Raw genomic sequence first — 23,864 nt, forward strand, 5'->3', positions numbered from 1 at the left:
GGACTCACGAGGCCGCGGCGTGCTCCTGGTACGCCGCCTTGCCGTCCGCGAGGGCGGCGATCAGGCCGCGGAAGGCGAGGGCGCCGTCCTCTACCGCCTGCTGCACGGCCCCCGGAACCTGCAGCTGGTAGTGACGCGCCTGCGCCTCCGCCGCGGCGAGCAGGGGCAGCATCGGCGTGAGGGGCGACTCCGCGATGCCGAGCGCGGCGGCGTCCGGCCCGTGATAGCGGCCGGCCAGGGCGTTGAGCAGCGCACGCCAGCCCGACGCGTCCAACGGCGACCGTGGCACGGCGGCGAGGTTGGCCGTAGCCGCGTCGAACAGCGCCCCGACCAGCGCCCTGCTGTTCTCGTCCGGCGCGTCGGACGTCGAGTCGACCAGGTCGAGCAGCTCACCGGCCTGCTCGTGGTCCTCGACCGCGAGGAAGAACTCCTCGTCGAGGCCCAGCAGGTGTCCCACGTACCACCAGTAGCGGTAGAGGCTGGACTGCTCCTGGTCGGTCAGCCGATAGCCGACCCCCTCGAGGAACGTGAACGGGACCACCGTGAAGTCGAGCCACGTGCGCGCGACGTCGGCCTGATTGATCGGCACGCCCCACCGGTCGGCGTCCCACCCGTGCGCCATGGCTGAGGCCCGCACGCGCGCGTGCAACAGGCGGACCTGCACGGTCTGCACGTACCCGGGAGCACCGCGCCGTAGCCCGCCGGGCAGCACCACCGAGGCGTTCCACAGCCCGGTCTCGGCGAGCCTGCGCGGTGCCGTCGAGGTCAGGCGGCCCGTACCGACCAGCAGCCTCGCGATCGCCGGGTTCCTGTACGTATGGGCCAGCGAGCCGCCGGCAAAAGCGAGGCCCCGCCAGTGCGGCGGTACCGCGAGAGAGGTCCGGTCGCCCTCGTCCAGCAGGTCCGGGGAGACCCAGCCGGGCATGCTCTCGGTCTGTGCCAGAAGCGCGTCCACGGCGGGCGGAGCATCCGGCACGCTCGCGCGGCCGTCGGCCAGGCCCCGCTGGAGCGCCCCGCGGGCGGTGCGTCCGAGCTCGTCGAGCTCGACGATGGCGGCGTCGGCGAGCGGATCTCCCTGCTGCAGCGCTCGCAGCAGGACGTCGACCCGGCCGCCGTGGCGGCTCCGGGCCGCGGAAAGGTTGACCGCTCGATCGGGGACGGACGGGGAACTGTGCGAAGCGCTCATGCGGCCATCCAAGCCGCCGGGCACGGCGGCAACCACGGCCTGGTGATCCCCCTCTCCGCCGCGCCGTCGCGTCACGGCACGTGCAGCGGCCTCGTGGACGACAGCGGCCGGCGCGCCTGGGGCCGAGCCGGCCGAGCGTCGACCGGTTCGCCCTGGGGTGAACCGGTCGGACTTCTACCGGAAGGCGCTCGTGCACCACGTCCGTTGCCTCGATCCTTCCCGCCGGGGCAGCGGGCGCCGGGGCGGGTGCCGCCTCGGCGGCGTGCTCGCGCACCGCCGCCACGGTCTCGGCTCGTTCGCGGGGGTCGGCGGAGGCGAGGGCGCGCTCCAGGTCGGCCAGGTAGGCCTCGACCAGGGGCGGGCCATGTGACCAGGACAGGAGTTCTTGACCATTCGGTCCACCATGCCTATTGTGGACCGTGCAGTCAAGAATTCTGTCGAGCAGAGAAGCGGTAAGCACATGGGCAAGCTGGACAACAAGGTGGCCATCGTTACCGGCGGGTCGCGGGGAATCGGGGCAGCCTCGGCGGTGGCACTGGCTGACGAGGGAGCCGACGTCGCGATCAGCTACTCCTCCTCGGCGGAACGGGCCGATGCCGTGGTCGCCGATCTGGAGGCAAGGGGTGTACGGGCGGCGGCCTTCCAGGCAGACCAGTCGGACCCGGCACAGGCAGCCGATCTGATCCACCGCGTGGTCCAGCAGTTCGGAAAGCTGGACATCCTGGTCAACAACGCGGGCGTGACCGTCGCCGGCCCGATCGACAGCGACCTCGCCGACGAGACCGCCCTCGACCGCCAGCTCGCCATCAACTACACCAGCGTGGTGGCCGCGATCCGGGCCGCCTTCCCGCTGCTGCCCGAGGGTGGACGGATCGTCAGCATCAGCTCGGGTGTGGGCACGCGGGTGGGTTTTGCTGGGATGACCGACTACGCGGGCACCAAGTCGGCCCTCGAGGGTTACAGCAGGGGTGCGGCCCGCGACCTGGCCCACCGGGGCATCACGGTCAACGTCATCCAGTCCGGGTTCATCGACACCGAGATGAACCCGGCCGACAGCCCGGCCGCGTCCACTTTCCTGCCGACGACGGCGATGGGGCGTTACGGCAGGCCGGAGGAGATCGCCGCAGGCGTCGTCTTCCTCGCCGGCCCGCAGGCCTCCTACGTCACCGGCGCAGTGCTGAGGATCGACGGCGGGTACGGCGCATAGCGTGACCCGGGCTGACGACGAACAGCCCGCTGCAGGCAAGCACCACCCGGGCAACAGCTCGACGCCGGACGGCGGCCTCGTCCGGCGTCGAGCCGCAGGTCGTGAGTCGATCAGACAGTGCGACCGGGGCCGAACCGCACGATGATCGTGGTCCCACGTGCCGAGCCGAAAGAAGTACGTCACGCAGAGCCCGGATCGACACGTGACCTGCGGTTCGACGCCGGGTAGGACCAGCCGCCCGGGAGCCGGCGAACCGGCCGCCGCGGGCAAGGTCCGCTTCCAGAACGCGATCACGCATGCTGACGGACCGAGCACCAGGCCCAGGTGTATGCTCGAAGCGGACCACGCCGGCCGGCCCGGCACCACGGACCCGGTCCCCGACGAACGAGAGCCCGGCCGATGGCCGGGCTCTCAGACAAAACAATGACGCGAGACATCTATGAACGATGTCCCGCGTCATCACATCTGTGGAGCTAGGGGGATTCGAACCCCCGACCTTCTCGAAAGGGTTCATCCCGCTCCGCCGAGCAGAAAGGCTCAATGTGCGATCCTTCGCCCGCCTGCACTGACGGGATCGAATCGGCGGAATCTCAACGATTCCAGCAGGCACAGTCTAGCTGAGATGAGGCGGTCATGAGCGGTCACCGGCGGTCGACAGTGGTGCCCGAATCCGAGGCGAAACCGAGGCAGGATTGGGGAAAGCGCGGCAGAAGCGCGGCAGGACTCGAACCGCCTTGTACTCCCCCGGGTCGCCTGCCTTGCGCACCAACCTGTCCGTGGCAAGCGAGCGCCACGTCCGTGCCCCACGAGACGCCGCCCTCTCAGCGGGCCCGAACGAGGGCGTCCACGATCTGCCGCCGTGTAGGCAGATCCAGTCGACAACAGGGCGTGACTGGGACGGTCTCACCGGTGGCGACGTCAAGCCCGTCCACGACCAGGGTCGGTGACGGGTAGTCGCCGACGAGCACCTTTACTGCGACCCGGACACCGGCATCAGCTTCCGCGTCCCGCACCAGATCGAGCAGGCCTCCGACCAGGGGGCAGTCGGGGACTTGCAGGACCTCGACGTGCCGCTCGTGCACGACTTCGGCACCATTTGCGTTTGCCGCTGGGGTCGAGGTCATGCGGGCCTCGGTGAGTACATGATGATTGCGACGCCTACCAGGCAGATCAGCGCTCCGGTCACGTCCCACCGGTCGGGACGGAAGCCGTCGACGACTATTCCCCACGCCAGGGACCCGGCGACGAACACGCCGCCGTAGGCGGCAAGGATGCGACCGAAGTTGGCGTCGGGCTGCAGGCTGGCAAAGAGCCCGTAGATGCCGAGCGCGATGACGCCGGCGCCGATCCACGCCCAGCCTCGGTGCTCGCGTACGCCCTGCCACACCAGCCATGCCCCGCCGATCTCGAATACGGCGGCTACGAGGAACAGGACGATCGACCACAGCACCGTCATGTCGTCGACTCCTCGACGGGCAGCAGGTCGGCCAGCAGGTCTGCGGCCTCTGGCGGTGCGGTGATCGTCAAGTCAAACCTGGGCCCGTCCAGGTCGATGCGGAAGCGATAGAACGCGCAGCATGCCTGCTCGGCGGCGGCAAGGGCGGCTGTCCGTTCCAGAGCCGACGTCGGCAGAGCGACCCGTACGCCGCCGTCGACCTCGGTGCGGGGTGCGCCGGACAGTAGGTCGCGCCACTGCTGCACGCGCACGGTGTAGTCGCCACCGCTCAGGGTGCAAGCGACCGGTTCGGTCTCGGAAGCAGCGAGCAGCAGCTCGCCGCGGGGACGGTCCAGGAACGTGCAGTTCGTCTCGCAGGGCCCGTCCCGGTCGGGTAGCCCGTCGAGGCGGTCGATCGCCGACTGTAGCGCGGTGCCCAGCGACCGCAGCTCAACCATTCTCTCGACGACCTGGCCGGCGCGCTCGATCAGCATGGGTCGATATCGCGCTTTGACGCTCCGACATGGCTCCGATTCCCATGCGGTGGCCAGTTCGCGCACCGCCGGCAACGGCACGTCCAGGTGCTTGGCCTGGGCGATGAACGCCAGGCGATCCACCGCTGCTGGCCCATACACGCGGTATCCGTTCTCCGTGCGGCCAGCGGGCAGCAGTCCTTCGGACTCGTAGTAACGCAGTGTCGAGGCGGGTACCCCGCTGCGCCGCGACAGCTCACCGATCCTCATGGCGTCCATGACCTCGACGGTAAACCTTCGAGCCGACTTGAAGGTCAAGCCTGCCCCCAAGCAGTTGCGCACAACATTGATGAGTGTCAACATAGAAGCCCATCGATGAGCTTGGAGGTCCACGATGCCGGCTCTTGCCCCGCAGAGTGCTCGCGAGGTGGAATCCCACGCGATCAGCGTGGACGCTGCGACCACCGTAGCCACGACACTCAAGGCCCTGGCCGAGCCGTTGCGGCTGCGCATGCTGTCCGCGATCGCCACCAGCCCCGCCGGTGAGATCACCGTCGGCGAGCTCGCCTCTCTGACCGAGGTCTCCCAGCCCACCGTGTCGCACCACCTCAAGGTGATGCGCGACGTCGGGCTGCTCACCGCGGACCGGCGCGGCACCTCGGTCTGGTACCGCATCAAGCCCGCCTACCGCGGTGCCGTGAACACGCTGCTGGACCGGTTCGCGCCGGCAGCTGTCGACGTCTTGGAGGCCCCGCACCTGGTCGGGCTCAAGAACGTAGAGCCCGCTCTTGACCGGATGGCCGCTTCCCTGACCGAGCGGTTCCCCGGAACGCCGTCGAACGAATGCGTCCGGGTGGTTCGCGAGTCGTACGCCGCGCTCGTACGCCGGGGCGGCACAGCCGCCCACCTGGTCCCGCTCACGGAGCAGTTCGCGCGGCAGCGGATCATCGACGCGGAGAAAGCGCACGCCCAAGAGTCCGGTGCAGCGGGTGCCAGCCAGTTGCCGCAGGTGCTGTTCGTGTGCGTCGCCAACGCCGGGCGGTCACAGCTTGCCGCTGCGCTGATGCGGCACTACGCGGGCGACCGCGTAGTGGTCCGCTCCGCCGGGTCGGCGCCTGCGGCTGACGTGCACGCAGGAGTGCGCGCTCTCCTGGAGGAGCTGAACGACTCCGCCGCGGCCGACGCGGTGGACGACGTGACCCGCTTCTATCCCAAGCCCCTGACTGACGACGCAGTCCGGGCCGCCGACGTCGTGGTGACCATGGGCTGCGGCGACGCCTGCCCTGTGCTGCCCGGCAAGCGGTACGAGGACTGGATGGTGGGCGACCCGGCCCTGGCCTCCCCTGCCGGTGTTGCGGCGATCCGCGACGACCTGGACCAGCGCGTCCGAGCACTGCTCGCCGACCTCGTGCCCCAGACCACCTGACCTGCTGACCCACCGACATCTACCTGACCAGAACTTCCACACAGAACCGGAGAACCTTATGAGCGTCACCGAGCCCACCGAGTCCGCCAAGCCGTCGGCCCTGTTCGTCTGCGTGCACAACGCGGGCCGCTCCCAGATGGCCGCAGGCTTCCTCCGCGCGCTGTCGGGTGGCGCGGTCGAGGTGCGCTCGGCCGGCTCCATGCCTGCCGAGATGATCAACCCCATCGCCGTGGAGGCCATGCTCGAGAAGGGCATCGACATCCGAGGCGAGAAGCCCAAGGTGCTGAGCAACGACGCCGTCGAGGCGTCTGATGCCGTCATCACGATGGGCTGCGGTGACGCCTGCCCGTACTACCCCGGCAAGAACTATCAGGACTGGGAACTCAGCGACCCCGCGGGCCAGGGCATCGAGGCTGTTCGACCCATCCGCGACGAGATCGAGCGGCGGGTGCGCGGCCTGCTCGCCGAGCTCGGCGTTCAGCCTGTCTCCTAGGGAATACAGGTCGACACCGGTGGTCATTGAATTGATCGCGATGGATCGAACGGTAGGCTCGCCGCATGAACGAGCGGGTTGCCCAGGACAGCGGTCAGCAGGAGGCGGTAGAGCAGACGCCGCACCCCGCGCTGCGCTCGACCTTGAGCCGCGGGCAGGCCGAGGACACGGCGGCAGTGCTGCGGGTCGTGTCCGACCCGACACGGCTGCAGATTCTCTCGCTGATCCACCACAGCGACGAGCAACGCATCCGGGTAGTCGACCTGACGCGTGCGCTGGGTCTGCGCCAACCAACGGTCTCGTACCACCTGAAGGTGATGAACGAGGCGGGCATCGTCTCGCGCGACCCGGTGGGCCGCGAGGCCTGGTACGCGATCGTGCCGCAGCGCCTGGACATGATCGCCGACCTGCTGCGCTAACGGCTTCCTGTCGTCAGAGTTCCGGAAAGTGCGTCCGGTGACAGATCTTCGCCTGCTCGCCGCTCAGGCGGCGGCCATGGCTCACCCGGACCGGCTGCGGCTACTGGCCCTGGTCCTGACCGATCCGTCGAGCCAGCCGACGGCGGCGCACCTGGCAGGCTCGTTCGGCGACCAGGTTGCGATCGTCAGGCATCTGGAGGCGATGGCGGACGTGTGGCTCCTGGCCCGCGTCGGTGACCCACGCACGCCGGGCTACCGCCCCACTGCAGACGCGATCGTCAGGTTCGGCGGCGCGGCGATCGGCGCCGCACCGGACCGCGAGGGGCCAGCCGTGGACGCAGGCAACCACAAGCAGCTGATGGACCGTGTGGTGGACGAACTCACCGACCGGTTTTCCGAGACGTTCGGCCGCGAGACCGTCGAGCGATTCGTCCGGGAAAGCTACGGCCTGCTTGCCGACCGGGCATCCGTGCAGCGCTACCTGCCCGCACTGACGGCGCGGTTCGCAACCGACCGACTCACGGCGCTGGCGGCGCCGTTCAACAGTGCTGACGCCCCGGGCAGCAAGGCAATCAGTGACGTCCTGTTCGTGTGCGTGCACAACTCGGGTCGCTCGCAGATCGCGGCCGCTGCGTTGCGATCCCTGGCCGGGAACAGGGTGCGGGTACGCACGGCAGGCTCCACGCCGGCCGGAATGCTCGACTCGGGCGTCCGGGAGGAGCTGGCTCGTCGCGGCCTGGACCGGCTGGCCGAGATTCCGCGGCCGTTGACGGAGGAGGTCGTACGGGCCTCCAGCCTGGTCGTGACGATGGGCTGCGGAGACGCTTGCCCGGTACTTCCCGGCCGCCGCTACGTCGACTGGCCGGTGGAGGATCCAGCCGGGCAGTCGCCGGACGAGGTGCGCCGCATCGCGGACGAGATCATCGACCGAGTCCACGTGCTGCTCGCCGAGATCGACGCAGGACTTGATTAATAGGCCTTCATCTATCAATCAGCGGACACGGAGACCGTCATGAGCGGTGTGGAGTCCAGCCGGTAGCCAATGCCTCGTACGGTGTGCAGGGCGCCGGCTGCGCCGAAGGGGTCGAGCTTGCGGCGCAGCCGGGAGATGACGGCGATGAGCGCGGCGTTCGGGTCGGGCGAGGTCGGCCAGAATCGCCGTTGCAGTGCTTCGCGCTCCACCACGTGGTCGTGCTGGGACGCGAGCTCGTAGAGAGCTTCGAACTCCAGAGTGGCCAGATCGATCCCCTGGTTGCCGAACTGCGCGTCGTATCCCGTCACGTCCAGCCGGAGGCGGCCGACCTGGACGGTGGGCAGCCGGACCGGCCCCTGGCGTACTTCGCGCACGGCAGCCTCGAGGGCAGCCGGTCCGTAGGGCCTGGTCAGCATTGGCCGCGCACCGGCTAGGACTGCAGGACCGATGATGTCGGTCTCGCCCGGTCCGTGGGCCACCAGCACGGCCACGCCGAGCTCCTCGTGAGCAACCTCGACCACCGCCAGGAGCGTGTCGCTGCCCAGCTGCGCGGACAGGACCAGCGCGTCCACGTCCCCCGCTCCGACACGTGCCAGGCCGCGCAGCACATCCCGGTAGACGAGCAGGCTCACGCCCCGCTCGCGCAGGCGCGAGGTGAGCCAGCGCTCCCGGTCCAGTGCAGCGTCCACCAGGACGACGGTGTGCGTGCCGCGGCGTACGTCGTCGCCCCGGCCATGTGCCTTGCGTGTACCGACGCCGGACGCTCCGGGAGTGATGGTTGCCATGACGCTCCTTGGTGTGCGGGCGTCAGCCGAAGCGGCCGCTGATGTAGCCCTCGGTCCGCGTGTCCGCGGGGCTCTCGAAGATCTTGGTCGTCTTGTCGTACTCGACCAGCTCCCCGTGCCGCTCCCCGGTGTCCGGGTCGATGGCCGCGGTGAAGAACGCCGTGCGGTCCGCCACGCGGGCGGCCTGCTGCATGTTGTGCGTGACGATGATGATCGTGTACTGGTCACGCAGCTCTGCCATGAGCTCCTCGATGCGGAGCGTCGCGATCGGGTCCAGGGAGGCGCACGGTTCGTCCATGAGGATCACCTCCGGCTGCACCGCGATGGTCCGGGCGATGCACAGGCGCTGCTGCTGGCCGCCGGACAGACCGTACGCGGACTGCTTGAGCTTGTCCTTGACCTCGTCCCACAGTGCGGCCTTGGTCAGGGCCTGCTCGACGTAGTCGTCCATGCTGCCGACCTGCATGCCGGTGACGCGCGGCCCGTAGGCGATGTTGTCGTAGATCGACTTGGGGAACGGGTTGGGCTTCTGGAAGACCATCCCGATCCGGCGTCGCACCTCGATCGGGTCGATACCCGGGGCGTACATGTCCTGACCCCAGTACCGGATCGGGCCCTCCACCCGTGCGCCCACGATGAGGTCGTTCATCCGGTTGAGCGACCGCAGGATTGTCGACTTGCCGCAGCCGGATGGCCCGATGAGCGCGGTGATCTCGTTGTGCCCGAGGTCCAGGGAGACATTCCGCACCGCAAGGTAGTCGCCGTAGTAGACGTTCACGTCGTCCACCTCCAGGACGGTCCGCTCCGGGAGGTCAGGAACCTCGCGCGTCGCCTGCTGGTGGTGCTGCAGCTCCGTCTCGATGGCGTCGCGGACTTGTGGCATGGATTCAGGCATGGGTCACCAGCGCTTCTGGTAGCGGTTGCGGATGTAGATGGCGGCGCCGTTCATGAGCAGCACGAGGCCCATGAGGAGGATGGAGGCGCCCGCGGCGAGGGTGTGGAACTCGGCCTGCGGCTGCGCCGTCCAGCTGAAGATCTGGATCGGCATCGTGGTGAACTGGCTGAGCAGGCCGTTCGGATCGAACCGAAGGAACACCAGCCCGCCGAGCAGGAGCAGCGGTGCGGCCTCGCCGAGCGCGCGCGACAGGCCAAGGATGGTGCCGGTAGCGATGCCAGGCAGAGCGGCGGGCAGCGTGATGCGCCAGGTCGTCTGCAGCGGTGTAGCCCCGACCGCCAGCGACCCATCCCGCAGCTCACGCGGGACGGCCCGGACGGCCTCCCGGGTGGAGATGATGATCACGGGCAGGATCAGCATCGCCAGTGCGATCGCGCCGCCGATCACGATGTTCTTCTGCTGGACCCCGACCAGCGCGAGGGTACCTAGGGCGAGCATGCCGTAGATGATCGCGGGCACGGCGGACAGGTTGGAGATGTTGATCTCGATCAGCCGGTTCCACCAGCGCTTACGGTCGGCGAATTCCTCGAGGTGTACCGCGGCGGCGACACCGAGTGGGACGGCGAGCACCGCCGTCGTGGCGATCACCCAGAGCGAGCCCAGGACCGCCGGGCGTGCGCCCGCCTCCTCGGCACGCGAGGAGGGGTAGCCGGTGAACAGCCGGCCGTCGAGCCGCGTCAGCCCGTCAGCGAACGTGTCGATCAGTAGGACGGCGAGCGTGACGAAGCCGATCAGCAGGCTCAGCCACAGCAGAACGATGAACAGCACCGACTGCGGGGTCTGCTCCTTGCTGCGGCCCGACGTCGACAGGACCGCGCGGCGGGCGTCGGCTCCGGAGGTCGCGGGTGTGTAGAGGGACATCAGTACTCCTGCCGGAAGCGGCGGACGAGCTCGATCGCGATCAGGTTCACGATCAGGGTGAGGAGGAAGAGCAACAGACCCACGACGAACAGGGTGTTGTACTCCAGCGAGCCCACCCGGGAGTCGCCGAGCGCCGCATTGGCGATGAAGGTCGTCATCGTCGCGCCTTGCTGGAGCGGGTTGCTGACCATCTGCACCATCTGCCCGCCTGCGATCGTGACGATCATGGTCTCGCCCACGGCTCGGGAGATGCCGAGCACCACTGCCGCCACGACACCGGAGAACGCCGCGGGGAACACGACGCGCAGCGACGTCTGCATCCGGTTCGCGCCCAGCGCGGCCGAGCCCTGCCGTAGCGCGTTCGGTACCGCGGACATCGCGTCCTCGGAGACCGAGGCGATGGTCGGGATGATCATGACGCCCATGACCATGCCGGCCGACAGCAGGCTGAACGGCCCCACCTCGATGCCGAGATCCTGGAGGAACGACGTGAACCAGAGCAGGGCGAAGTAGCCGAACACGACCGTGGGCACGCCCGCGAGCAGCTCGAGGATCGGCTTGAGGATGCGGCGCAGCCGCTCGGGCGCGTACTCGGAGAGGTAGAACGCCGAGCCCAGGCCGCACGGGACCGCGACGGCCAGGGCGACCAGGGCGGTCCAGGCGGTCGCGGTGATGAGCGGCAGTACACCGTAGGAGGCGTCGGCGAAGCGCGGGGTCCAGCGGGTGCCGGTCAGGAATTCGAGGATCGGCACCTCCTCGAAGAAGGTGAGCGCGGGTACCAGCAGCGAGATCACGATGCCTGCGGTGATGACGACGCTGAGCATCGCGGCACCGGCGAGCAGGCCGCGGGCGATCAGTTCGCCTGGTCGGCGCCTGCCGCGCAGGTCGGACGATCGGGGCGGCCCGGCTTCCAACGTGTCGAAGGAGGCACCGGAGGGCGGCCCCGACGGCGGGCCGACCGACCGGCCGGGCGCGATGGCCCGACCGGTCGGCGTGGAAGAGACTGAGCTCACGCGTCAGCCCTTCAGGCTGTCCAGCTCGGTACGGGCGGTGGTGGCCTGCTCCTCGGTGAGACCGATGAACAGCGCCTCCTCGGCGATCGACGCCTCGTTCTCGAGGTAGAAGTCGACGAAGGTCTGCAGTGCCTCGTTCTCGGCGTAGCTGGCGTTGTTCACGTAGATGAACAGGGGCCGGCCCAGCGGCGTGTAGGTCCCGTCCTGAACTGTTTCGCTGGACGGGGTCACGCAGCCGTCGCCGCCGTCGATGTCGACGATCTTCACCGCGTCCGGGTTCTCCTCGGCGTAGGACAGGCCGAAGTAGCCCACCGCACCTGCAGACCCCTGCACACCCTGGACGGTGACATTGTCGTCCTCGGTCGGGGTGTAGTCCGCGCGGGTGGCACCTTCCTCACCGTTGATGGCCTCGGTGAAGTAGTCGAAGGTGCCGGAGTCGGTGCCCGCGCCGTACAGGTCGAGCGGCTCGTCCGGGAACGACGGGTCCACGTCCTGCCAGCTCATGACCTCGCCCTCAGCCTCAGGGGCCCACATCGTGTTGAGCTGCTCGACCGTGAGGCACTGCGCCCAGTCGTTCTCGGGGTTCACGACGACGGACAGGCCGTCGTTCGCGATGACGATCTCGGTGTACTCGGTGCCGGCCTCTTCACAGGCGGCAATCTCCTCGTCCTTGATCGGACGGGAGGCGTCGGAGATGTCGGTCTCACCGGCGCAGAACGCCTTGAAGCCGCCGCCGGTACCGGAGGTGGCGACCGTGACCTGGACGCCTGGCTCGACGTCGGCGAACTGCGTCGCGGCTGCTGAGGTCAGGGGGGCGACCGTGGAGGAGCCGTCGACGGCGATGGTGCCGGAAAGGCCGCCGTCGCCGGCCGCCTGCTGACCGCCACCGCAGGCGGCGAGGGAGAGCGCGAGGCCGGCGGCGCCGACCGCCGCTGCAGTGCGCTTGGGGAAGTTCATCACCTGTGGGATCCCGTCTTGTGGAGGCGAGATGTTCCCGCCTACATCTGTCTGTCGGACGAGATTGATAGAACGTGGTCTATGTGAACACCAGGTGAACCACTACCCAACCCGTCGTGATCAATCAATCACGATCGATGATTCCGTGCGAGCCATCGAGTGAAGTGGAGCACATCGGTCAGTCCGCGCACGCTGGACGCAGCCGCGGAGCGCTCTCGATATCACCAAGGCCGGCCAGGGTTCCCAGCGTCGCCGCGAACGCGCCCGACGTCAGGCGATACCAGGTGAACCGCCCCTCGGCTTCCCCGACCACCATCCCCGCGTCACGGAGCTGGCGCAGATGGTGGCTGATGGTCGTCTGCTTCGCGCCCGTGACGTCCACCAGGTGGCAGGTGCACAGCTGCTCCTCGGTGAGCGCGAGCACGATCTGCAGGCGCAGCGGATCGCTGAGCAGCGCGAACTCCGCTGCGAGCTCGGCTGTGGGCGGTCGGACTGCGCTCGGCATGCACCGATGCTATACATCAGCGTCGGTTGATATCAACGAGTATCGATGTAATGCTTTCGCCCGGCAGCCCGTCAGGCGCCACATCCATGCCTGCCCGATTCGTGGAGAACCCATGCTGCTCGCCCTGATCATCTTCCTGGTCACGCTCACGTTCGTGATCTGGCAACCGCGCGGTCTCGGGATCGGCTGGAGCGCGTTGGCCGGCGCGGGCGTCGCTCTGCTCACCGGGGTGGTTCACCTGAGCGACGTCCCTGACGTGTGGGCCCTGGTGTGGAACGCGACGCTCACCTTCGTCGCCGTGATCCTCATCTCGCTCGTCCTCGACGAGGCCGGCACCTTCGAGTGGTCAGCCCTGCACGTCGCGCGCTGGGGCAGGGGCAATGGCCGACGGTTGTTCACCCTCATCGTGGTCCTGGGCGCTGCGATCGCGGCGGTGTTCGCCAACGACGGTGCAGCGCTGATCCTGACGCCGATCGTGTTCCAGATGATGCTCGCGCTGAAGTTCAGCCCTGCCGCGTCGTTCGCATTCATCATGGCGACCGGCTTCGTCGCGGACACCACCAGCCTCCCGCTCGTGGTCTCCAACCTGGTCAACATCGTCTCGGCCGACTTCTTCGGCATCGGCTTCGCCCGCTATGCGCTGGTCATGATCCCGGTCTCACTGGTCTCGCTCGCCGCGACCCTTGGCGTCCTGCGGTTCTTCTTCCGCAAGTCCATCCCCGACCGCTACGACGTCGCGGAGCTCGGACGCCCCGAGGACGCCATCCGGGACCACCTGACCTTCCGCGCCGGCTGGGTGGTCCTGGCCGTACTGCTCGTCGGCTACTTCGTTGCCGAGCCGCTGAACGTGCCGCTGTCCGCCGTCGCCTCCGTCGCGGCCCTGGCGATCATCGTGGTCGCGGCCCGCCGCCCGACCTTCCTCTTCCGTGGCGCCACCCGGCGGCCGGAGCCAGTCACCGCCGCGAGCCCGACGCCGGTCGGGCGGGGGCCCATCGCCGTGTGGCCGGTCGTGCGGTCCGCACCCTGGCAGGTCGTGCTCTTCTCCCTCGGCATGTACCTGGTCGTGTACGGCCTGCGCAACGCGGGCCTGACCGATGCACTCGGCGAGGTCTTCGCCGCGATGGCCGGGCAGGGAACGCTCGCAGCCGGTGTCGGCACCGGATTCCTCGTGGCCGGGATGTCCTCGGTCATGAACAACATGCCAACAGTGCTGGTCGCGGCCCTGGGTATCGATGCCGCCGACGCGACCGGCATCGTCCACGAGATCATGGTCTACGCCAACGTCATCGGCGCGGACCTGGGCCCGAAGATCACGCCAATCGGTTCGCTGGCGACCCTGCTGTGGCTGCACGTGCTCGACCGCAAGGGCATGCACATCGGCTGGGGCCAGTACTTCCGCATCGGGCTCATCCTGACGATCCCGGTCCTGGCCGTGACGCTGCTGGGCCTGGTGGCCTGGCTGACCGTCCTGCACTGACCTCCGGCGGCAGGTATACGCTCCCGGCCATGCCGTCATCGACGCGATCGCGCCGACCGCACTTCGTCGTCTGCGGTGGGGGTCCGCTCGCGTACCGCGTCACCTTCGCGCTCAGCACTCGCTACCAGGGCGACGTCACGGTCATCCTGCCCGACGCGGCGAGCGAGCACGCCACCAAGATGGGCACGCTTGACGGTGTCCGGATCGTGGTGTCCGCCCGGCCGGACACCGCGGCCCTGGAGCGTGCTTCGATCGGGACCGCCTGCGCGGTCGCGCTCCTCGATCAGGACGACGCCGGAAACATCGAGACCGCGCTGCTTGTCAACGAGCTCCGCCCAGGGCTGCGGATCGTCGTGCGGTTCTTCGACGACAAGCTCGGCAGCGGCATCGCGCGGCACCTGCCGAACTGCGACGTACTGTCAGCGTCCAAGATCGCCGCTCCGCAGCTGGTCTCCCTCGCTCTCGACGAGGCCAGGCATCTCGATGTGCCGGGCCTGGATCTCGTCGTCGCCGAGTCCGGGCAGCCGGCAGGCAAGCAGATCGCCGTCCTGACTGCCGTCGACGGGCACGACGACGGCGTCATGCTCCCGAGCCCCGGCACGCCGGAGATCGTCCCGAAGGTCGTCCTCGCCCACCCGGTGCGCGATCCTGCCCCGGCCGGGACGGCGTACCGGTCGAACGGAAAGCTGTGGCACTACGTCCGGTCCAATCTGAACCGGTACGTCTGGTACGCAGTGGGAGCTCTCGCGCTCATCACGCTGGCCGGTGCCACTCTTCTCGTCGCGGCCCAGGGAGCCCCTGAGTGGGGCACCGCGCTCTACCAGGTGGTTCTGCATCTCCTGGTGGGGGCGGACCCGGACACCGGCACGCCGATCCTCGCCCGCCTGGTCCAGGTGGTGCTTACCGTGGTGAGCGTCGCCGTGATCCCGTTGCTGACGGCAGCCCTGGTCGACGCCGTCGTGCGGGCCCGACTGGCGGCGGCGGTGTCCGGCCCGGGTACGACGATGACCGGGCACGTCGTCGTCGTGGGGATGGGCGACGTCGGAACACGGGTGCTCACGACCCTCCTGGAACGGGGCATCGCCGTCGTCGCCATCGACACGAACGACAAGGCGCGCGGCATCCAGGTCGCCCGCACCCATCGCGTGCCCGTCGTCATCGGCGACGGCAGACAGCCCGATGTGCTCGCGGCGGCTCAGGTCGGCGGCGCTCGCGCGATCCTCGCCGTGACCAGCGACGACATAGCGAACATCGGCATCACCATCGCCACCGACGCGATCGACCGGGCGCCGGACGCCGCCCCGCTGCGCCGTGTACTGCGGCTCTTCGACGAGGACTTCGCCCGCCGCATCCAGGGGCTCATCCCCGGATCAGCGCCGCGCAGCGCATCACAGCTGGCGGCGCCGGCCTTCGCCGCGTCGGTCACGGGACCGGACGTGCACGACACCGTCGCGTTCCGCGACCGGGTGCTGCTGGTCGCCGAGGTGCCGATGCACGCGCACGCCGCTCTCGAGCGCCGCCCCGCGCGCGAGGTGGACGTGCCCGGTGAGGTACGGCTCGTCGCCGTCCGGCTCCCCCACCGTAGCCCCGGGGCGGACGTCGTGCTCAACCCCACCCCGGGATTCCCGCTCCAGCACAACTACCGTCTCATCGTCGTCGCGACCCGCAGCGGCCTGGAGCGGTTGCGTGGCCGCACGGCGCACCCTCAGGGGGCGGGACGTAGGGACGCCCGTGGATCAAAAACATAGACTGTCATTTATGCATATTGCGTTCACTGCCACGTTCCCGGATCGTCGACACGTGGACACCGCCCGTTCCTAGCGTCGACACCATCAGCTCCCGCTGCGAATATCCAAACCCCCCGAACGTACACGGAGACCTCCGATGACGATCGCCCCCGAATCTCGCCAGCTGCTGCAGATGGCGCCATATGCGCGTGGCAAGCGCAGCCCGGTCACCTGCCGCCTCAAGTGCGCGGATGCCTGCTCCCATCCCGCTCCGAACGAGAGCGCCAACGAGTACTTCAAGGACGTGGTGAGCGCGGCGCTGTCCCGCCGCGCCATGCTCGGCACCATCGCGGTCGCCACCGGTGCGGTCGTGATCGGTACGCAGGTGGCCGGCGCACCGTCGGCCACCGCGCAAGGCCGGGGCCCCGGGCACGACGGCGGGCGTGAAGGCCTCTCGTTCCGGCCCGTCGCCTCCCAGGCGGCCGACGTCGATGCCCTGGTGGTCCCGGAGGGTTTCACGTGGAGCCCGATCATCCGCTGGGGCGACCCGATCCTGCCCGGCGCCGAGCCGTTCGACGTCAGCTCACAGAGCGCCGCCAAGCAGGCCCTCGCGTTCGGGTACAACTGCGACTACCTGGAGCTCTTGCCGCTCGGCCGTGGTCGGCACGTGTGGTCCGGCAAGGGCCGCACTGGCCGACGGCGCGGCCGTGACCTGGGCACCTCGGCCCTGATGGTGTCCAACCACGAGTACACCAACGCCGGGATCATGTTCGACGAGACCTACGACGCCGCCGCGCGTCGTGCGATCGAGCGGGCCGCGCACGGCATGTCCGTGGTGCAGGTGGAGCGCCGCCGCGAGGGCAAGCCGTGGGAGTACGAGCCGCGCAGCCGGTACAACCGCCGCATACACGTCGGCACCGAGTTCACGCTCGACGGCCCGGCCGCCGGTAGCGACCTGCTCAAGACGATCGACGACCCGACCGGCACCCGCGTGCTGGGCACGCTGAACAACTGCGCCGGGGGGACCACGCCCTGGGGAACGGTGCTCTCGGGCGAGGAGAACTTCCACGGCTACTTCCGGGTGGACGGCACCGACCCGCGCGACGCGCGCTACGGGCTGAGCAGCTCGACGTCGCCCACCAGCTACGGCTGGGAGCTGGACGAGCCGCGCTTCTCCGGGCACAACGAGGGCTACGAGAACGAGTCACGCCGCTTCGGGTACATGGTGGAGATCGACCCCTACGACCCGGAATCCACGCCCGTGAAGCACACCGCGATGGGCCGCCTCAAGCACGAGGGCGCCGAGGTCATCCTGTCGCGCGATGGCCACGCCGTCGCGTACATGGGCGACGACGAGCGCTGGGAGTACGTCTACAAGTTCGTCTCTTCCGACCGGTTCCGGGACGGAGACAGCCTGGGCGCCCGGCGGCACAACATGGGCCTGCTCAGCCGCGGCTCGCTCTACGTCGCGAAGTTCCTGGGCGACAGCACCGGGGAGATCGACGGGTCGGGCGAGCTGCCGTCCGACGGAGCGTTCGACGGGCGCGGAGTCTGGATGCCGCTGCTGGTCGACGGGCGCAGCGCCGTGGCCGGCATGTCTGCCGAGGAGGTCGCGGTATTCACGCGCCAGGCGGCCGATGCTGTGGGCGCCACCAAGATGGACCGCCCGGAGGACATCCAGCCCAATCCTGTGACGGGCAAGATCTACCTGGCCTGCACCAACAACTCCGAGCGCGTGCCCGGCGCGGCGCGTGGCGCTGCCGACGAGGCCAACCCGCGCGACCGCCGGGTGATCAGCGGAGAGACCCAGACGGGCAACCGGGACGGGCACGTCATCGAGATCACCGAGGACGGCGACCACACCGGCACCACGTTCCGCTGGAACATCCTGCTGCTGTGCGGCAACCCGGAGGTCAACGAGTCCGTGTACTTCGCCGGGTTCCCCACGGACCGGGTCTCGCCGATCTCCTGCCCGGACAACGTGGCATTCGACTCCGAGGGCAACCTGTGGATCTCGACGGACGGCGCATCGAGCCCCATGGGACGCTGCGACGGCCTGTTCAAGGTGCCGCTCACCGGCCGCGAGCGCGGGCACGTGCAGCAGTTCCTTTCCGTGCCCACCGGGGCCGAGACCTGCGGGCCGATCATCGACGACGAGGACGGGATCGTCTACGTCGCCGTGCAGCACCCGGGCGAGGACGGCACGTTCGGCGCACAGCAGTCGTACTTCCCTGACTACCTCGCACAGGGCGAGCCGGCCGACGCCGGTGCGTGGCGCGGCCCGCGGCCGTCCGTCGTCCAGGTATGGCGGGAGGGATCACGCCACCAGTGATCCGGATACATCGACGCCCGTCGCCCTGAGGGGCGGCGGGCGTCGCCGTCTGCGGACAGCCCTGCAGGCCGGCTCAGTTCACGGTGCTGCGGCGTTCCATGAAGACGGTGTCGTGCCAGACGCCGTCGCGCTGAGCGATGCGTTCCCGGATGCCGAGGGTGCGGAACCCTGCCGCGTGGTGCAGGCCGACGCTGCTCCGGTTCTCGGCGAAGATCGAGGTCTGCAGCGTCCAGAGTCCGCCCTCGTCGGCGGTCATGACCTGCTTGCGGATCAGCGACTTGCCGACGCCGCGGCCGCGATACCCGTCGCCGACGTAGATCGAGGTCTCGGCGACGCCGGAGTAGACCTCGCGCGCTGACGCCGGGGTCGCGGCGGCCCATCCGACGACCTCGCCGTCGACCTCGGCGACCCAGCGGTGATCCGGCAGCCACTTCGCATCCAGCGACGACCTGCTCGGAACGGCGGTCTCGAAGGTCGCAAGGCCGGTCGCGATGCCTTCGCCGTAGATGCGACGCACAGCGGCCCAGTCCGGGTTCCGCAGCGCGCGTACGGTCACGTCGGCCGGGACGTCCTCGGGACAGCATGGCCGGGGCGCGAGCAGGCCCATCACGGCGTCGGCGGCGTGCGGCAACCCCACGCAGCACGCGGGGTTGATCGTGACCAGGGTCGTGGTGCCCTCCTTGTGCAGCTGGACGAACCCGACGTCGGCAAGCTTGCGCAGGTGGTGCGAGCAGGTGGACTGGCTGATCCCGAGGACCTCCGTGAGCGCGCCGACCGTCATCCCCTGCGGCGCGGTAGCGACCGCATGCAGCAACCGGACGCGGGTCGGCTCGGCCAGGCAGGCGAACCAGGCCGCATAGGTGGAGGCCGCAGCCTCGGGCAGGACCTGGGCCTCGAGGGTCGTCGACATGGACGCCATGATCGATCAAAATCGATGGTTGCGTCAATCGACGGCGATCGATAGAGTCCCGACCAGTCAGATCGAACAATGTCGATGGGAGAACCGGCGTGAGCATGCTGCCCCCTGTTGGCACCGTCCGCCGGACGTTGCGGCGCGAGCCATGAGCGCGGAGGTGATCGCGCAGCCCGGCCTGTCGCGGGCCGGGCTGCGCCGGGTCCTTGTGACGTTGTGCGTCACCGAGATCACCAGCTGGGGCATCCTGTATTACGCCTTCCCCGTGCTGGCCGTCGAGATCACCAGGACGACCGGCTGGTCCGGGGCGTCCGTGATCGCCGGCTTCTCGGTCGGGCAGCTGGTGGCGGCGCTGGCGGGGATCCCGATCGGCCGGTGGCTGGACCGGATCGGCCCGCGCTGGCTGATGACCGGCGGGTCGCTGCTCGCGGTCCCCTCGGTGGTCCTGGTAGCCACGGCACAGAACCTCGCATGGTTCATCACCGCCTGGGTACTGATGGGGTTGGCGATGGGCGCGACGCTGTACCCGCCCGCGTTCGCGGCCCTGACCCGCTGGTACGGTCCGCGACGCGTGTTCGCCCTCACCGTGCTCACCCTCGCTGCGGGGTTGGCGTCCACCGTCTTCGCGCCACTGACGGCGCTCCTGACTGCGCACCTGGACTGGCGGCAGACCTACCTCGTGCTCGCAGCCATCCTGGGGGTCATCACGATCCCCGGACACCTGTGGGGACTGCGCGGCACGTGGCCAGACCCTGAGCCGCACGATCACGCACAGCCGGCCGAACACCGCGACCCCGGACAGGTGGCACGCTCCCGCGCCTTCGTCCTGCTGGTGGTGACGTTCGGCATGGCCGCGTTCACGGCCTATGCGGTCATCATCAACCTGGTGCCGCTGCTCACCGAACGCGGCCTCACCCCGGGCCTCGCGGCCGTGGCGCTCGGACTCGGCGGCGCCGGACAAGTCCTCGGCCGCCTCGGCTACACCACCCTGGTGCGGCACACGAGCGTCCGTACCCGCACCGCACTGGTGGTCGGCGCGGTCGCGCTCACCACTGCGGTACTCGGGCTGGTCACCTCGACGCCGGTACTGATCGCCGCCTCGGTGATCGCCGGCATGGCCCGCGGGGTGTTCACCCTGCTGCAGGCCACTGCCGTCACCGACCGCTGGGGCGCCGTGCACTACGGCCGCCTCACCGGCCTGCTGTCCGCCCCGCTCGCGATCACCATGTCTCTGGCCCCGTGGGCGGGCGCCGCTATCGCCGACGGTTTCGGCGGGTACTCCCACACCTTCTTGCTGCTGGCCGTCGTCGGGGCCGCCGCAGCGCTCCTGGCACTGGCCACCACACCCGGCACGCGCCCAGCACCCTCTTGAAAGGACACTGATCATGACTGACGCGATCGTCATCGGCGGCGGCCAGGCCGGCCTCGCCGCCGCCCACGCACTCCTCGCCCAGGGACTACGTCCCACGCTGCTCGAAGCCGGCGACGAGCCGGTCGGCTCCTGGCCGCGCTACTACGACAGCCTCCACCTGTTCTCCCCCGCCCGGTACAGCACCCTGCCCGGCCTCGCCTTCCCCGGTGACCCGGACCGCTATCCGCGCCGCGACGAGGTGGTCGACTACCTGCGCACCTACGCCAAGAGCCTCGACGCGGACATCCGCACCGACCACCGCGTCACGGCCGTCACCCACGACGGCGACCAGCTCACTGCGCAGGTGCAGGACGAGCAGCCACTGTCCGCACCGATCGTGATCGCCGCCACCGGAGCGTTCAGCTCGCCCCACCGGCCCGCGCTCCCTGGCCTCGATCGCTTCACCGGTAGGGTCCTGCACTCGAGCGAGTATCGGAACCCGGCGCCGTTCGCTGGGCAGCGGGTCCTGGTGGTGGGGGCGGCGAACTCCGCGGTCCAGATCGCGGTCGACCTCGCACCGCACGCCCGTGTCACCCTCGCCACACGCGCACCGGTCCGCTACACCAACCAGACGCCACTGGGTCGCGACGCGCACTTCTGGTTGACCGTCAGCGGGTACGACGTCCTCCCGATCGGACCATGGCTGGGCACACAGCCCAGCATGCCCGTGCTGGACACCGGCACCTACCGAGCCGCTGTCGACGCCGGGCGGCCCGATCAGCGACGCATGTTCACCGCGATCGACGGCAACACCGTCACCTGGCCCGACGGCAGCGCCGAAGACGTGGACACCATCCTGCTCGCCACAGGGTTCCGCCCCGGCGTCTCCTACCTCACCAGCCTCGGCGCGCTCGATGCCAAGGGCGCACCGCGACAGCGTCGCGGCCTGTCCACCACGCATCCCGGCCTGGGCTACGTCGGACTGGAGTGGCAGCGCAGCTTCTCCTCGGCCAGCATCCGTGGTGTCGGCCGTGACGCTGCGTACGTGGTCCGCCGTCTCGCCCGACGTCGAGGTTGAAATGATGGGGCCGGGCGGTCGAACCGAGCTTGCTTCCTATATCGGCAACTGTCAAAATAGAAGCAGGTCGATACACGCCTGCCCGCCGGATACAGGTCGCGTCCAGCCCCGTCAGGAACCCGAGCAGAGGAACCTCATGAGCACCTCGTCGCCACTCAAGATCGTCGTCGTCGGTTCGGTAGCGGCGGGCACCTCCGCCGCCGCCAAGGCCCGGCGCAACACCGAGACCACCCACATCACCGTGTACGAGCGCGACCACGACATCTCCTACTCCGGGTGCGGGTTGCCGTACTTCGTCGGCGGCGAGGTCGAGACCATCGACGAGCTCACCCCGCGCAACGCCGCGTGGTTCAAGGCCCGTTACGACGTCGACGTCCGCACGGGCCACGAGGTCACCGCGGTCGACGCCGCAGCCCGGACCGTGACCGTACGCAACCTGGCCACCGAGGAGACATTCGAGGACACCTACGACGAGCTGATCCTGGCCACCGGAGTACGCAGCGTGGTCCCGCCGCTGCCCGGCGTGGACCTGCCTGGGGTGTTCACGGTACGGAACCCGTCCGACGCCCGCGCGATCCGGGAATGGATCGAGGAGCGCCAGGTGCGCCGCGCCGTCGTCGTCGGTGCCGGATACATCGGGCTGGAGATGACCGAGCAGCTCACCGAGCGCGGCATCGAGGTCACCGTGATCGAAGCGCTGGAGCACGCCATGCCGCGCATGGACGCGGACATGTCCGCGCGGGTGGGCGCCGAGCTGCGCAAGCACGACGTCGACCTGCGCCTGGCCGCACGCGTTGCCGCCCTCGAGGGCGACGACGGCGGCGTGACCGGCGCGCGTGTCGGCTCGGCGGACGACGGCGACACCGTGCCCACCGACCTGGTGATCGTCTCCGTCGGCGTGCGACCCAACCTGGAGCTCGCGCAGCAGGCCGGGGTGACGATCGGCCCGACCGGCGCGATCGCCGTGGACCGGCAGGGGCGCACCGATGTGGCGCACGTGTGGGCGGTCGGAGACGTGGCCGAGTCGTTCAACCTGATCACCCACGAGCCCACCTGGGTGCCGCTGGGGTCGACGGCGAACAAGATGGGCCGCATCACCGGTGACGCGATCACGGGCGGCACGCTGGAGCACCGAGGCATCCTCGGCACGTCGATCGTCCGGGTCTTCGACCTGGCGGTGGCCCAGACCGGGCTGACGGAGGACCAAGCCAGGGCGGCCGGGTACGACGTCGAGGTGCTGCACAACATCAAGCCGGACCGGCCCGAGTACCTCGGGGGCAAGCCGCTGATCATCAAGGCCGTGGCGGACCGGGCGTCCGGCCGGCTGCTCGGCGCCCAGGCGATCGGCGCATCCGGGGCGGACAAGCGGATCGATGTCCTGGCGACGGCCATCACCTACGGGGCGGACGTCGCCGACCTGTTCCACCTGGACCTGGCTTACTCCCCCACGTACGCCACCACCAAGGACCCGGTGCACTACACGGGCATGGCACTGGACAACGCGATCCGCGGGCGAGCACCGCTGATCACGCCGGCGGACCTGGAGCGGCAGCGCAGCGCCGGCGAGAAGGTCCAGGTGGTCGACGTCCGCTCGGCCAAGGACCGAGCCAAGGGTTTCGTCGACGGCTCCGTGCACATCCCGCTCGCCGAGCTGCGCACCCGAGCCGGCGAGCTGGACCCTGCCGCACTGACCGTGACCTACTGCAACAAGGGGGTCACCGGGAACGCCGGGCAGAACGTGCTGCGCAACCTCGGCTTCGAGCAGGTCTACAACCTGTCGGGTGGCCACAAGAACTATCAGGCCTGGGCCGGAGCGCGATAGCCGAGGCTGTTGATGACAGGGGGCGCGCGTCCGGACTGTAGGCGTTATCCCTGGGGCGTTTTCTATGAATTCTCATCCACAGGGAAACTACTGGTAGCCGGGGTCCCGCTCAACGCCCAGCTGCTGCTGCGGTGGCTCGACCTCCGCCCAGGAAAGTGAGCGGGTCAGTCGATGGTGCTCAGCAGCTCCTGGCAGGCGGTCTCGCAGGCGCGGCATGCTTCGGCGCATACCCGGCAGTGCTCGTGCATGCTCGCGTGCTGCTCGCACTCGTCTCCGCACGCCTTGCAGGCGGCGACGCAGGCTTCGAGCAGCGCGCGGCTGATGTTCGCGTCGTACCCCGTGTGCCGCGACAGCACACGGGCGGTCGCGTCACAGACGTCGGCGCAATCCAGATTGGTGCGGATGCACTTGCGCAGGTCGGCCACCGTGTCCTCGCTGAGGCACGCGTCCGCGCATGCGGAACACACCTGGGAGCA

Annotated in this window: 24 protein-coding genes; 12 read left to right on the forward strand and 12 right to left on the reverse strand. The window is 69.4% G+C overall.

Going from position 1 to position 23,864, the window contains the following annotated elements:
• Positions 1–4: 4 nt before the first annotated feature.
• The gene (locus tag ACYVK7_RS03470) at positions 5–1,186 is read right to left on the reverse strand and encodes an oxygenase MpaB family protein (RefSeq protein WP_460886278.1); all 1,182 of its coding nucleotides are present in this window, start codon (positions 1,184–1,186) and stop codon (positions 5–7) included.
• A 190-nt stretch (positions 1,187–1,376) separates the two neighbouring features.
• Between ACYVK7_RS03470 and ACYVK7_RS03475 the strand changes: the two genes are divergently transcribed.
• Both ACYVK7_RS03475 and ACYVK7_RS03480 read left to right on the forward strand, forming a co-directional pair.
• Entirely contained in the window at positions 1,377–1,556 is a 180-nt protein-coding gene (locus ACYVK7_RS03475; protein ID WP_460886279.1) for a hypothetical protein, read from the forward strand.
• A gap of 90 nt (positions 1,557–1,646) precedes the next feature.
• A complete protein-coding gene (locus tag ACYVK7_RS03480) occupies positions 1,647–2,393 on the forward strand; it encodes an SDR family NAD(P)-dependent oxidoreductase (RefSeq protein ID WP_460886280.1) in 747 nt (248 codons plus the stop codon).
• Between the two features lie 821 nt (positions 2,394–3,214).
• Here ACYVK7_RS03480 and ACYVK7_RS03485 read toward each other — a convergent pair.
• From ACYVK7_RS03485 to ACYVK7_RS03495, 3 genes are read right to left on the reverse strand one after another with little or no spacing between them, the layout of a single operon-like run.
• Positions 3,215–3,517 (reverse strand): hypothetical protein, encoded by a 303-nt coding sequence (locus ACYVK7_RS03485; protein WP_460886281.1) that lies wholly within the window; start codon positions 3,515–3,517, stop codon positions 3,215–3,217.
• The gene (locus ACYVK7_RS03490) at positions 3,514–3,849 is read right to left on the reverse strand and encodes a YnfA family protein (RefSeq protein ID WP_460886282.1); all 336 of its coding nucleotides are present in this window, start codon (positions 3,847–3,849) and stop codon (positions 3,514–3,516) included. The genes ACYVK7_RS03485 and ACYVK7_RS03490 overlap by 4 nt, the downstream gene beginning before the upstream one ends.
• The gene (locus ACYVK7_RS03495) at positions 3,846–4,580 is read right to left on the reverse strand and encodes a MerR family transcriptional regulator (RefSeq protein ID WP_460886283.1); all 735 of its coding nucleotides are present in this window, start codon (positions 4,578–4,580) and stop codon (positions 3,846–3,848) included. Before ACYVK7_RS03495 ends, ACYVK7_RS03490 begins: the two co-directional genes overlap by 4 nt.
• Before the next feature lie 115 nt (positions 4,581–4,695).
• Here ACYVK7_RS03495 and ACYVK7_RS03500 point away from each other — a divergent pair, with 115 nt between their 5' ends.
• From ACYVK7_RS03500 to ACYVK7_RS03515, 4 genes are all read left to right on the forward strand, one after another.
• Positions 4,696–5,727, forward strand: coding sequence for a metalloregulator ArsR/SmtB family transcription factor (locus ACYVK7_RS03500; protein WP_460886284.1), 1,032 nt, complete (start codon positions 4,696–4,698; stop codon positions 5,725–5,727).
• Positions 5,728–5,785: 58 nt separating this feature from the next.
• Entirely contained in the window at positions 5,786–6,220 is a 435-nt protein-coding gene (locus tag ACYVK7_RS03505) for an arsenate reductase ArsC (RefSeq protein WP_460886285.1), read from the forward strand.
• Positions 6,221–6,285: 65 nt separating this feature from the next.
• Positions 6,286–6,639, forward strand: coding sequence for an ArsR/SmtB family transcription factor (locus ACYVK7_RS03510; RefSeq protein ID WP_460886286.1), 354 nt, complete (start codon positions 6,286–6,288; stop codon positions 6,637–6,639).
• Positions 6,640–6,676: 37 nt separating this feature from the next.
• Positions 6,677–7,612: an arsenate-mycothiol transferase ArsC gene (locus ACYVK7_RS03515; RefSeq protein WP_460886287.1), complete on the forward strand. Its 936-nt coding sequence runs from the start codon at positions 6,677–6,679 to the stop codon at positions 7,610–7,612.
• Between the two features lie 14 nt (positions 7,613–7,626).
• Here the strand turns inward: ACYVK7_RS03515 and ACYVK7_RS03520 are convergent, their stop codons facing one another.
• From ACYVK7_RS03520 to ACYVK7_RS03545, 6 genes are all read right to left on the reverse strand, one after another.
• Positions 7,627–8,397 carry a winged helix-turn-helix transcriptional regulator gene (locus ACYVK7_RS03520; RefSeq protein WP_460886288.1) on the reverse strand — a complete coding sequence of 257 codons (771 nt, stop codon included), beginning with the start codon at positions 8,395–8,397 and terminating at the stop codon, positions 7,627–7,629.
• 22 nt (positions 8,398–8,419) lie between these two features.
• Positions 8,420–9,280, reverse strand: coding sequence for a phosphate ABC transporter ATP-binding protein PstB (gene pstB / locus ACYVK7_RS03525; RefSeq protein ID WP_460886289.1), 861 nt, complete (start codon positions 9,278–9,280; stop codon positions 8,420–8,422).
• A 15-nt stretch (positions 9,281–9,295) separates the two neighbouring features.
• Positions 9,296–10,213, reverse strand: a complete 918-nt coding sequence (gene pstA / locus ACYVK7_RS03530; protein ID WP_460886290.1) for a phosphate ABC transporter permease PstA — start codon at positions 10,211–10,213, stop codon at positions 9,296–9,298.
• Positions 10,213–11,226, reverse strand: a complete 1,014-nt coding sequence (pstC, locus tag ACYVK7_RS03535; RefSeq protein WP_460886291.1) for a phosphate ABC transporter permease subunit PstC — start codon at positions 11,224–11,226, stop codon at positions 10,213–10,215. Before pstC ends, pstA begins: the two co-directional genes overlap by 1 nt.
• 3 nt (positions 11,227–11,229) lie before the next feature.
• Complete coding sequence (locus ACYVK7_RS03540; protein ID WP_460886292.1) at positions 11,230–12,183, reverse strand: PstS family phosphate ABC transporter substrate-binding protein; 954 nt, start codon at positions 12,181–12,183, stop codon at positions 11,230–11,232.
• A gap of 178 nt (positions 12,184–12,361) precedes the next feature.
• A complete protein-coding gene (locus tag ACYVK7_RS03545; protein WP_460886293.1) occupies positions 12,362–12,688 on the reverse strand; it encodes an ArsR/SmtB family transcription factor in 327 nt (108 codons plus the stop codon).
• A 112-nt stretch (positions 12,689–12,800) separates the two neighbouring features.
• Between ACYVK7_RS03545 and ACYVK7_RS03550 the strand changes: the two genes are divergently transcribed.
• The 3 genes from ACYVK7_RS03550 to ACYVK7_RS03560 all read left to right on the forward strand — a co-directional run bounded on the left by ACYVK7_RS03550 (position 12,801) and on the right by ACYVK7_RS03560 (position 18,224).
• Positions 12,801–14,165 carry an arsenic transporter gene (locus ACYVK7_RS03550; protein ID WP_460886294.1) on the forward strand — a complete coding sequence of 455 codons (1,365 nt, stop codon included), beginning with the start codon at positions 12,801–12,803 and terminating at the stop codon, positions 14,163–14,165.
• 29 nt (positions 14,166–14,194) lie between these two features.
• Entirely contained in the window at positions 14,195–15,913 is a 1,719-nt protein-coding gene (locus ACYVK7_RS03555) for an NAD-binding protein (protein ID WP_460886295.1), read from the forward strand.
• 136 nt (positions 15,914–16,049) lie between these two features.
• Positions 16,050–18,224: a PhoX family protein gene (locus ACYVK7_RS03560; RefSeq protein ID WP_460886296.1), complete on the forward strand. Its 2,175-nt coding sequence runs from the start codon at positions 16,050–16,052 to the stop codon at positions 18,222–18,224.
• Between the two features lie 73 nt (positions 18,225–18,297).
• On the opposite strand, the gene ACYVK7_RS03565 is transcribed toward ACYVK7_RS03560, so the two are convergent.
• Positions 18,298–19,134: a helix-turn-helix domain-containing GNAT family N-acetyltransferase gene (locus tag ACYVK7_RS03565; RefSeq protein WP_460886297.1), complete on the reverse strand. Its 837-nt coding sequence runs from the start codon at positions 19,132–19,134 to the stop codon at positions 18,298–18,300.
• A 151-nt stretch (positions 19,135–19,285) separates the two neighbouring features.
• Between ACYVK7_RS03565 and ACYVK7_RS03570 the strand changes: the two genes are divergently transcribed.
• The 3 genes from ACYVK7_RS03570 to ACYVK7_RS03580 all read left to right on the forward strand — a co-directional run bounded on the left by ACYVK7_RS03570 (position 19,286) and on the right by ACYVK7_RS03580 (position 23,388).
• On the forward strand, positions 19,286–20,509 hold the full coding sequence (locus ACYVK7_RS03570; protein ID WP_460886298.1) for an MFS transporter: 1,224 nt from the start codon (positions 19,286–19,288) through the stop codon (positions 20,507–20,509).
• 13 nt (positions 20,510–20,522) lie between these two features.
• Positions 20,523–21,566 carry a flavin-containing monooxygenase gene (locus ACYVK7_RS03575; RefSeq protein WP_460886299.1) on the forward strand — a complete coding sequence of 348 codons (1,044 nt, stop codon included), beginning with the start codon at positions 20,523–20,525 and terminating at the stop codon, positions 21,564–21,566.
• Between the two features lie 136 nt (positions 21,567–21,702).
• Entirely contained in the window at positions 21,703–23,388 is a 1,686-nt protein-coding gene (locus ACYVK7_RS03580; protein WP_460886300.1) for an FAD-dependent oxidoreductase, read from the forward strand.
• A gap of 164 nt (positions 23,389–23,552) precedes the next feature.
• Here ACYVK7_RS03580 and ACYVK7_RS03585 read toward each other — a convergent pair.
• Positions 23,553–23,864 (reverse strand): four-helix bundle copper-binding protein (locus tag ACYVK7_RS03585; RefSeq protein ID WP_460886301.1); only part of this gene is annotated, 312 nt, incomplete at its 5' end.

It is taken from the genome of Promicromonospora xylanilytica (assembly GCF_054782895.1).

Coding starts and splice junctions, on each gene's coding strand:
- ACYVK7_RS03550 (WP_460886294.1), top strand. CDS start 12,801: ATGCTGCTCGCCCTGATCATCTTCCTGGTCACGCTCACGTTCGTGATC.
- ACYVK7_RS03485 (WP_460886281.1), bottom strand. CDS start 3,517: ATGACCTCGACCCCAGCGGCAAACGCAAATGGTGCCGAAGTCGTGCAC.
- ACYVK7_RS03565 (WP_460886297.1), bottom strand. CDS start 19,134: ATGTCGACGACCCTCGAGGCCCAGGTCCTGCCCGAGGCTGCGGCCTCC.
- ACYVK7_RS03555 (WP_460886295.1), top strand. CDS start 14,195: ATGCCGTCATCGACGCGATCGCGCCGACCGCACTTCGTCGTCTGCGGT.
- ACYVK7_RS03495 (WP_460886283.1), bottom strand. CDS start 4,580: ATGGACGCCATGAGGATCGGTGAGCTGTCGCGGCGCAGCGGGGTACCC.
- ACYVK7_RS03560 (WP_460886296.1), top strand. CDS start 16,050: ATGACGATCGCCCCCGAATCTCGCCAGCTGCTGCAGATGGCGCCATAT.
- pstB (WP_460886289.1), bottom strand. CDS start 9,280: ATGCCACAAGTCCGCGACGCCATCGAGACGGAGCTGCAGCACCACCAG.
- ACYVK7_RS03500 (WP_460886284.1), top strand. CDS start 4,696: ATGCCGGCTCTTGCCCCGCAGAGTGCTCGCGAGGTGGAATCCCACGCG.
- ACYVK7_RS03510 (WP_460886286.1), top strand. CDS start 6,286: ATGAACGAGCGGGTTGCCCAGGACAGCGGTCAGCAGGAGGCGGTAGAG.
- ACYVK7_RS03580 (WP_460886300.1), top strand. CDS start 21,703: ATGAGCACCTCGTCGCCACTCAAGATCGTCGTCGTCGGTTCGGTAGCG.
- ACYVK7_RS03570 (WP_460886298.1), top strand. CDS start 19,286: ATGAGCGCGGAGGTGATCGCGCAGCCCGGCCTGTCGCGGGCCGGGCTG.
- ACYVK7_RS03470 (WP_460886278.1), bottom strand. CDS start 1,186: ATGAGCGCTTCGCACAGTTCCCCGTCCGTCCCCGATCGAGCGGTCAAC.
- ACYVK7_RS03520 (WP_460886288.1), bottom strand. CDS start 8,397: ATGGCAACCATCACTCCCGGAGCGTCCGGCGTCGGTACACGCAAGGCA.
- ACYVK7_RS03490 (WP_460886282.1), bottom strand. CDS start 3,849: ATGACGGTGCTGTGGTCGATCGTCCTGTTCCTCGTAGCCGCCGTATTC.
- pstA (WP_460886290.1), bottom strand. CDS start 10,213: ATGTCCCTCTACACACCCGCGACCTCCGGAGCCGACGCCCGCCGCGCG.
- ACYVK7_RS03545 (WP_460886293.1), bottom strand. CDS start 12,688: ATGCCGAGCGCAGTCCGACCGCCCACAGCCGAGCTCGCAGCGGAGTTC.
- ACYVK7_RS03575 (WP_460886299.1), top strand. CDS start 20,523: ATGACTGACGCGATCGTCATCGGCGGCGGCCAGGCCGGCCTCGCCGCC.
- ACYVK7_RS03505 (WP_460886285.1), top strand. CDS start 5,786: ATGAGCGTCACCGAGCCCACCGAGTCCGCCAAGCCGTCGGCCCTGTTC.
- ACYVK7_RS03480 (WP_460886280.1), top strand. CDS start 1,647: ATGGGCAAGCTGGACAACAAGGTGGCCATCGTTACCGGCGGGTCGCGG.
- ACYVK7_RS03540 (WP_460886292.1), bottom strand. CDS start 12,183: ATGAACTTCCCCAAGCGCACTGCAGCGGCGGTCGGCGCCGCCGGCCTC.